Here is a 9,093-nt window from a genome sequence, read left to right on the forward strand (position 1 = left end):
ATAGCTGCTTTCGTACTAAAACCGGAATACAATACTCTGTATAACTCTTTCTTTTTGATTACAACTTTTTCAATACAAGGTGAGCCTATTTGTAATGGATGTAGTTGTTGGATACGTTCTTTTGCATTTTCTATGGTTGAAAAAGATCCTAACTGCAATAAATACCCTTTGGGGCGTTGTATGGATTCAAGATCCTGCGTATAAAAACCTATAGAAAGATTTTTCTCGGGTTGCTTTTTTATTTCCTCTGGTTGAGTGGTATCATCAACTTTTTCAATTTTAACCTGAATAACCCCATCACGAAGCATGTCCAGTGATTTTGCAGCAATGAATGAAACATCAATAAGTCTGTTCTTGGAGAATGGTCCGCGGTCATTCACAGTTACAATGACGTGATTTCCATTTTTCAAATTCGTAACTTTTAATTTTGTACCAAAAGGAAGAGTTCGGTGTGCAGCAGTGTATTTGTGCTGATCATATTTTTCTCCGGAGGCAGTTTTTTTGCCCTGAAATTTATTTGCATAATAACTCGCATTGCCAATATTTTGACCTGATTGAGCAAAAATGTGAATGGGAAATAAAATCAGAAGCAGTGAATAAGAAAGAAAAAAAGAAGGTTGTTTTTTGATAATCAGGTAGTTTAATACCCCTTTAAAGAATCTTACATACCTCATTGTTAATGGCAATTTTATTTGTAATTTAAAGAAAATAAATTAGTTTTACTTACATAGTAAATTTAACTTTTGAATTGTGGAAGAGAAAAAAGACAAGGATAATGTGGAGATTTATTCTCAGCGTGTCAAGGCGGGCAAAAGAACCTATTTTTTTGATATTAAATCAACCCGTTCCAATGATTATTATTTGACAATTACCGAGAGTAAGAAACGGTTCAAAGATGACGGCTATTATTACGAAAAACATAAGATATTTCTATATAAGGAAGATTTTAGCAAATTTATAGAAGCCTTAAAGCAGTCAGTGGATTATGTTAAAACAGAGTTGATGCCTGATGTAAATTTTGATGAATTTGATAGAGCAGAAGATGAAGAAGAAGAGAGTACTGGTTCGTTGGATACAGATTTGAAATGGGATTAATTTCTTACATATAAAAAATTGTTCTAACATCTAAATATTCTATTTTTTGTACATTAAAAAAATTTTTTAGCGAATATTAACTACTTTTGTGTATTCGTTAAATTAAATTTTTTATAAAATGAGTTTACAATGTGGTATAGTTGGTCTTCCAAATGTCGGTAAATCAACTCTTTTCAATGCACTTTCAAATGCCAAGGCAGAAGCAGCAAATTATCCCTTTTGCACAATTGAACCGAATGTAGGGGTTGTTACTGTACCGGATTCCAGATTAGCTATATTAGAGTCGTTAGTTAAGCCAGAAAGAGTTTTGCCGGCCATTATTGAATTTGTGGATATCGCTGGGTTGGTAAAAGGCGCAAGTAAAGGAGAAGGTCTTGGTAATCAGTTCTTAGCTAATATTCGTGAAGTGGATGCCATTGTACATGTTATCCGTTGTTTCCACGATGATAATATTATTCACGTAAATGGGAAAGTTGACCCTATTTCCGATAAAGAGATTATAGAGACAGAACTACAACTTAAAGATTTAGATTCTGTTGAAAAGAAACTATCAAAAGTAGAGCGTGCTGCTAAAACAGGCGATGCAAAGGCTAAAAAGGATTTGGCAACCCTTACTTTGTACCGCAACCATTTATTGGAAGGTAAAAATGCTCGTTCTTTAGATTTGCCACAGGAAGATAAAGTAGTTTTGGACGATTTACATCTTCTAACTATTAAGCCGGTAATTTATGCGGCGAATGTAGACGAAAAATCATTACCTGATGGAAATGAGTTTGTTGAAATTCTTAGAAAAGAAGTTGAAAAGGAAAATGCCCAGGTTGTGATCGTTTGTGCTGCAATCGAAGCTCAGATACAAGAACTAACAGATCCTGAAGAAAAGGCACTATTTCTTCAGGAATATGGTTTAACTGATTCAGGATTGAATCGTTTGATCCGTGCATCATATAGCTTGCTTGATCTTATCACGTACTTTACAGCAGGAGTTAAAGAAGTCAGAGCATGGACCATCACCAAAGGATGGAAAGCACCTAAAGCGGCTAGTGTGATACACAATGATTTTGAAAAAGGATTTATTAAAGCAGAAGTAATAAAGTTAAAAGACTACGAAACGTACAAGTCTGAATTAGGGTGTAAAGAAGCCGGAAAGATATCTATTGAGGGCAAAGAATATCTTGTTCAGGATGGCGACATTATGCATTTCAGATTCAACGTGTAAGTAGTTAAAAGTAATGATTGTTAAATATTTTTAATTTAATCACCGTATGAGAGTTCGTTTAATATTTGGGTTGGTAAATAAGGGATCGTATGTTCCTTTTCACCATCAGTATTTAATCTCTGAGTTCTTGACTCCATATATCGATAAATACCTGAAGTCGATTAAAGAACCATCAAGAGTATTTTATAATTTCTCTGCTCTGAAAGGGCAGACAAGAGTAGGAAAAGAAGGTTTACACTTCTATTCAAGTAAGGTAACATTGATTTTCTCTTCAAATGATCCGGCATTGGTCGAATCATTGGTAAATCAATTGTTTAATGAAACAGAAGTACATCTTGGTAAACTGATATTGAACCCGATCAATGTTGATCAGGAGCAATTGGCAGATTTTACAAATGAAATGAAATATATTTGTTTGTCACCTCTTGCTATCATTACACCTCAGGATAATCCCGTAGATGCAAAGAGATTTATAAATCCTTCTTTTGATGTATTTTCAGATGCATTGTATGAAAACACATTGAATAGAATGGAACGTGCTGGTTCTACTCCGGATGAAATCGCTCAGTATTTTCAATTTCAGTTAGTACCTGATAAGGAATACTTAACAAAGATCAAAGGTGAAGAGAAAAAGTTTGCACGTATCTTCCCGGTATTTATTGATGATGAAAAGTATGAAGTAAGAGGCTATACATTTCCTTTCACTTTCTACGCGCATCCTAAAGTACAGGAGTTTGTGTTTACTTGCGGGTTTGGTGTATTTGGTGAAAAAGGATTTGGTATGCTTGATATTGCAAATACAGATCCGAATTTGAGAATCGTTCCGTATCCAATCAAGAAAAAAGAATAATACATTGTCTATGGTCTAACGACCGTAGAATCGCTTACTATAATAGCCTATGGCACGATCGTACATTTCTCCCTGAGCACGGGCGTATACGATTATGTCGTAGGCATTTTCAGTTAAAGAGGAGTTCCCTTCAAAATAAACATCATCTCTTATTCCAGCTGTTACAACACTATAGGCATAGTTGTAATAGCCCTGCTTCAATAAAAAAGCACCACTATAATATTTTTCTTCAGCGTTATAGGTAAGCTTGTATTCTGGTAATGTTTTCCAATTCGAAAACCTTCCCGTTAAATAAACATCGCCGGGTGCCGGTGTTGGACTTGATAGCTGAAAATGCACCATTACGTAATCTGGATCTGTGGTCTTATTCAGGTTCTCATACAATTGAGGATAATAAGCGCCATTGATATCATCATAAAATGCATATGCCACATTATTCCTGGTCTTTTCCGGGAGTATCCAGGCATCACAGATTTCATTGGTCCGTTGAATCCGTCCTACATAAATACCACTGAATAGAACACTTCTTAAATCGAAATAACGGAATTCATTGCCTCCGTTAAAGGCATTTTCATTATTATAAAACTGGTAATCCAGGATCTTTTCATAGTCCCTTACAAACACAGGTTTTAAATTCGTGATGGCATTATAATCTTTGAAATTCTGGCGAAGACGCACCTTAACATCGTTATAAGGATTGGCAAGATTTATCTGAGCGTAATTGATTTCAAAATTTACCTGTTGTTTTTTAAATGCATCTACCGGATTAGTTGAACGAGAGATAACAGCTCCTATTCCAGCTATGTTTTCATAAACGACAAACTGGCGGGTGAGTACAACATCGTCTTCATTATAATTTCTATATACTTTAATTAAAAAATTACCGCTGACCTTTACTTTAGGCATCGGTATGGTATAATGAAAATAAGAAACTCTTGTTTTAAAAGACATTTCACCATCAGGTGCACGATACTCATTGAAATCATACAGATATTGGCTTGCTGCTAAATAAGACGGGGTCCAGTCTGCATTGTAATGATAAATCTTATAATAGAAGAATTGCTGTTCTGTATTTAGTTCATCAAACTCCAGAATTAAGCGCGTATTCTGATCGAATGGAGTAATAGGAACACCTCTTGAGCCATCCGGTTCAGCATAAAATAAAACAGACTTAATTTTATCCGAGTAAATTTTATCTTCAGGTGTAATGTCTTCAGCAAATACCTGATAAGAATAAAGTGCAATGCAAGTAACGGATAATAAAAATCTAAGCATATGATTCATTTAATATTATTGTTCTAACTTTTCTATTGAAGCTTCCCATTCATTCTGAACCCGGGTAAGTTCTTTATCAATTTTATCAAATTCCATGCTAGCTTTTGCTAATCTGTCCGGATTGCTATATACATCAGGTTTGGCTAATTCTTCTTCTGCAAGAGTTTTCTGATGTTCAAGAGACATAATCTGTTCTTCCAGCTTAGCAATTAATTGCTGAATCTTTTTTGTTTCCTGATTAGCAGCTGGGCTAGGAGGCGTTTTTTTCTTTTCAGCCGGAACTTCTTTTTTTTCTTTTACTGGAGCAGCTGTGTTTCCTGATTTGATATTTTCTACCCAATACTTGTATTCATCATATGTTCCCGGATAATCTTTGATCTTATGATCTTCAATATACCAGATCTTGTTCGCTACTTTAGACACAAAGTGTCTGTCGTGACTGATAACGATAAGTGTACCTTCATATTGCTGTAAAGCTTGTATCAGGATGTTTACAGAAACCATGTCTAAGTGGTTGGTAGGTTCATCCAGCAATAAGTAGTTGGCGTCTGAGATCAATGTTTTTGCTAATGCTACGCGTGATTTCTCTCCGCCTGATAAGACTTTGATTTTTTTAAATACGTCATCACTGGAAAACAGAAAACAACCCAATACATTTCTTAGTTCTGTTTCACTCCTGTTCGAGCCATGTTGCTTTAACTCTTCAAGAATTTCATTATTGATATTTAGTGATTCCAGCTGATGCTGTGCATAGAAAGATGAAATCACATTATGCCCGAGGTTTACTTCTCCCTCAACACTCTCGCCACCTGTTAAGATGCGGAGTATGGTTGATTTACCTTTTCCATTTGCACCGATCAGAGCAATCTTATCACCGCGTTCTATTTTGGCATCTGTATTTTTTAAGATGTGCAGATCGCCGTAGCTTTTAGAAATGTTTTTTAATTCATTGATCACTCTTCCGGGCTGTGTCTTGAAGGTAAAGCGGAAATTTACAGACTGGTTATCTTCAACAACATCTTCTATCAGGTCCATTCTATCGAGCGCTTTCACACGCGACTGCACTTGTGTGGATTTACTTGCTTTAGCTTTGAACCGTTCAATGAATCGTTCGGTCTGTTTTATTTTTGCCTGTTGGTTTTCAAATGAAGCTTTTTGAATTTCGGAACGTAGTTCTTTTTCTTCTAAGTAGAAGCTGTAATTACCAGCGTATATGTTTAGTGTTTGCTGTGATACTTCAACAATTGTTTTGACACAGTTATCAATAAATTCACGGTCGTGGGAAACTACGATAACGGCACCTTCATAATCTCGCAAATAATTTTCCAGCCATTGAATAGAGGGTAAATCCAAGTGGTTGGTAGGTTCATCAAGCATCAGCAAGGCAGGTTTTGCTAATAGCATCTTTGCCAGCATAACACGCATTCTCCAACCTCCGGAAAAATTCTTTAAAGGTTTGTGTAAATCATTTGTAGAGAATCCTAAGCCTTCTAATATTTTTTCTGCTTTGGATTGTATCGTATATCCCTCAAGTGCCTGAAATCTTTCCTGCAAGGCACTTAGCTTTTCAATTAATTCATCTGTGTATTCAGTTTCCATTTTATGGATCAGCTGATCCATCTGAATCTGAATTTTTGTAGCCTCTTCAAAGGCTTCCATCGCTACAACCAGAATGCTTTCATCACTTTGAAAGGATAACAGATCCTGATTTAAAAAGCCAATGGAGCAATCTTTACTTTTCTGAATATTTCCTTCATCAACGGAATATTCACCGGTGATAACTTTTAATAACGTTGATTTACCGGTACCATTCGCACCAATCAAACCGATTTTATCCTTAGGTTTAATCTGAAGCGTAACGTTGCGGTACAAAGCACGACCGCCAATGAAGTAAGAGATATTATTTAATGTTAACATACTGCAAAATTACCGAAAAATAAGCAGTAAAAATATTTGTTTGTATGAATTCAGTACGAAATAGTATCTTTGATTTCATAAATTATTTGATTGATAACCTGATGAACAAGAAACCGCATTTTGATGATATATACATGGAACTTGCAGTGAACCTGGCAAAAAAATCTCATTGCATTAAACGACATGTCGGTGCAGTTCTGACAAAAGATACCCGTATCATCTCAATTGGTTATAATGGTCCTCCGGAGAAAACGCATAATTGCGACGAAGAGTGGCCGGAAGAAGGTTGCCCCAGAGATTCAAAAGGAAGTTGTTCATTAGCATTACATGCGGAAGAAAATGCAATTTTATATGCAGTAAAAAATGGAACAGAAGTGAAAGGAGCAACCATTTATGTGACACTTTCACCATGCATTTCCTGTGCCCGGTTATTATTTGCTTCAGGTGTAAGAAAAGTTATTTATCTGCATTCTTATGCTGAATACAAAGGTTTGCCTGTGGACGAAGGCAATGCGTTTTTAGAAAAATTCGGAGTCGAAGTTGAAAAATATAAAGGTGATTTATCTATTCTGCAGAACATGAATTGAAGCTGTTAAAATAGTGCAAATTGAAAAGAGCTCTTAACAAACAATCGTTAAGAGCTCTTTTATTTTAGATGATATTTACTTCAGGTTCCAGATCGATTCCAAACATTTCTTTGACTGTTTTGCGCACTTCCAATGAGAGATCGACAACCTCTTGTCCGCTTGCGCCGCCATAATTGACAAGTACCAATGCTTGTAATCGATGTACGCCGACCTTGCCTATCGTTTTACCTTTCCAGCCGCTGCGTTCAATCAGCCAGCCTGCAGGAACCTTGATCATTCCGGAATGTAAACCCGGGTAAGAAACGATGTCGGGAAACTGCTGTTTTAATTTGTCGAACTGTTGTTGAGGGATCTCAGGATTTTTAAAGAAACTACCTGCATTGCCAAGTTGTGCTGGATTTGGAAGCTTGCTTTTACGGATTTCAATAACAGCAGTACTTACATCACGTATAGTAGGAGAGATAATCTTTTTTTCATCGAGTATCTGTTGAATGGCTCCATAAGAAGTGTTAACAGCTGCCTGTTTTTTTAATCTGAAAACTACCTGAGTAATGACATATTTACCCTTTGCTTGCTTTTTAAAGATGCTTTCACGATACCCAAATGCACAGTCTGCGGCTAAGAAACGGTTTTTGCTCTTATTTTCTATTTCAATACATTCTACGGATTCGATGGTGTCTTTAACTTCTGCTCCATACGCACCAATATTCTGAATAGGGGAGGCACCTACAGTACCAGGTATAAGAGACAGATTTTCAATTCCTGCCCAGCCTTTGTTTACACAGTATTGAACAAATTCATGCCAGTTCTCGCCGGCACCACATTTTACAAGGATTGTAGCGTCGTCTTCGGATAAAACCTGTATACCTTTGATTTCGTTTTTTAGTACAGTCCCTTCGTAATCTTTTGTGAATAGTAAATTGCTGCCGCCTCCTAAAATCAGCATCGGTAATCCGGTCTTTTCAACTTCCTCTAGTAGAGAAATTAATTCCTTTTCTGATTTGAAAACCGCAAAGGAATTTGCGTGTGCAGATATTGAAAAAGTATTGTATTTTTTTAAGTCTTTTCCGACTTCGAATTCTGGTTTCATGGGTGTTATTTTCTTGGAGGAACAAACTTCAACATTTAGAAGATAAGGTTCAAATTCTTTGCTTGAAATTGAATTTTGAAGAATAAAATATGTTTTTTTCAGAGTTATGGAACTTTTTTTATTTGTAATAATTCTAAATTGCAATGTTTATATATTTTAGGAATTCATAAAATTAAGTAAATCAAGTTTTTGCATTATACCAAACTGTAAAATGTTGCTTTATTGCGTGTAGACCAAGAAAAAATGTTTGAATAATCGAAATGGCATGATAGATTTGTAGGTCTTTTAGGCAAAGTATGGCCCAAATTTCGGAAAAAACAGTGTTAAACATGTCCAGATTACCTATTCTGATGAGTAGAATTTCGAGATCCTTCCTTACGTTAGCAGTATTCTCCATTGTAGCTCTATCTAGCTCATTTTCAGCTTTTTCAGATACAACAGCGACAGCTGCTTCGGCAACGGCAAATCCTGCTTTAATAAGCCAGGGCGAGCAATTATTCAAGGCTAATTGTAAATCTTGCCACAAAATCCACACGGATGCGGTAGGTCCAGCTTTGTCAGGCGTAACAAAACGCAGAAAAGCTGATTGGATTTACAGTTGGGTACACAATTCAAGAAAAATGATTGATGCCGGTGATAAAACAGCGGTTGAACTTTACAACAAGTTCAATAAAGCTGAAATGACCAGCTTCCCAACATTAGCAACTGCCGACATAGATGCAATCCTTGCATATGTTGAATCAGTTCCTGCAGAAACAACTCCAGTTGTTGATCCTAACGCACCTAAAGTTGATCCTAATACACCACAAGGTGGGCAGTATGATACGGTCATTCTTTCATTGATCATTGTTGTTCTGATTCTGGTATTGGTTGCCATGATCATCTTCTTAACGGTAATCAAGCGTTACCTGAAGGAAAGGGAAGGTAAACTGGATGCTGAAGACAAAGAACTGGTAGACCAGAAATTTGATATTATTGCTCTTGTTAAGAGCAAAGCATTTATCGGGATTCTTATTGCAATATTGGTTATTGTTTCTGTAAGAGCTTGCTGGATCAGCGCTCA

The 9,093-nt window shown here is 36.2% G+C and carries 9 protein-coding genes; 5 read left to right on the forward strand and 4 right to left on the reverse strand.

The genetic code is table 11. The features are described from left to right. On the reverse strand, positions 1-674 hold a 674-nt coding region (locus ACTHJT_RS07850; RefSeq protein WP_440237450.1), incomplete at its 3' end, for a septal ring lytic transglycosylase RlpA family protein. Positions 675-750: 76 nt separating this feature from the next. Here ACTHJT_RS07850 and ACTHJT_RS07855 point away from each other — a divergent pair. The 3 genes from ACTHJT_RS07855 (at position 751) to cas6 (ending at position 3,161) form a co-directional block, all read left to right on the forward strand. After that, the gene (locus ACTHJT_RS07855) at positions 751-1,095 is read left to right on the forward strand and encodes a DUF3276 family protein (protein ID WP_440237451.1); all 345 of its coding nucleotides are present in this window, start codon (positions 751-753) and stop codon (positions 1,093-1,095) included. 118 nt (positions 1,096-1,213) lie between these two features. Next, complete coding sequence (ychF, locus tag ACTHJT_RS07860) at positions 1,214-2,311, forward strand: redox-regulated ATPase YchF (protein WP_440237452.1); 1,098 nt, start codon at positions 1,214-1,216, stop codon at positions 2,309-2,311. Positions 2,312-2,438: 127 nt separating this feature from the next. Continuing rightward, positions 2,439-3,161 carry a CRISPR-associated endoribonuclease Cas6 gene (cas6, locus tag ACTHJT_RS07865; RefSeq protein WP_440237453.1) on the forward strand — a complete coding sequence of 241 codons (723 nt, stop codon included), beginning with the start codon at positions 2,439-2,441 and terminating at the stop codon, positions 3,159-3,161. A 15-nt stretch (positions 3,162-3,176) separates the two neighbouring features. Here cas6 and ACTHJT_RS07870 read toward each other — a convergent pair whose 3' ends face one another. Next, positions 3,177-4,436 (reverse strand): DUF5103 domain-containing protein, encoded by a 1,260-nt coding sequence (locus ACTHJT_RS07870; protein ID WP_440237454.1) that lies wholly within the window; start codon positions 4,434-4,436, stop codon positions 3,177-3,179. A gap of 15 nt (positions 4,437-4,451) precedes the next feature. Next, positions 4,452-6,353, reverse strand: a complete 1,902-nt coding sequence (locus ACTHJT_RS07875) for an ABC-F family ATP-binding cassette domain-containing protein (protein WP_440237455.1) — start codon at positions 6,351-6,353, stop codon at positions 4,452-4,454. Positions 6,354-6,454: 101 nt separating this feature from the next. Here ACTHJT_RS07875 and ACTHJT_RS07880 point away from each other — a divergent pair, with 101 nt between their 5' ends. Further along, a complete protein-coding gene (locus ACTHJT_RS07880; RefSeq protein WP_440237458.1) occupies positions 6,455-6,940 on the forward strand; it encodes a deoxycytidylate deaminase in 486 nt (161 codons plus the stop codon). 64 nt (positions 6,941-7,004) lie between these two features. Here the strand turns inward: ACTHJT_RS07880 and murB are convergent, their stop codons facing one another. Next, entirely contained in the window at positions 7,005-8,030 is a 1,026-nt protein-coding gene (murB, locus tag ACTHJT_RS07885) for a UDP-N-acetylmuramate dehydrogenase (protein WP_440237456.1), read from the reverse strand. 329 nt (positions 8,031-8,359) lie between these two features. Between murB and ACTHJT_RS07890 the strand changes: the two genes are divergently transcribed. Continuing rightward, positions 8,360-9,093, forward strand: a 734-nt coding sequence (locus tag ACTHJT_RS07890) for a c-type cytochrome (protein ID WP_440237457.1), incomplete at its 3' end; no start/stop codon positions are given.

The organism is Cytophaga sp., assembly GCF_051961495.1.
GTDB lineage: Bacteria > Bacteroidota > Bacteroidia > Cytophagales > Cytophagaceae > Cytophaga.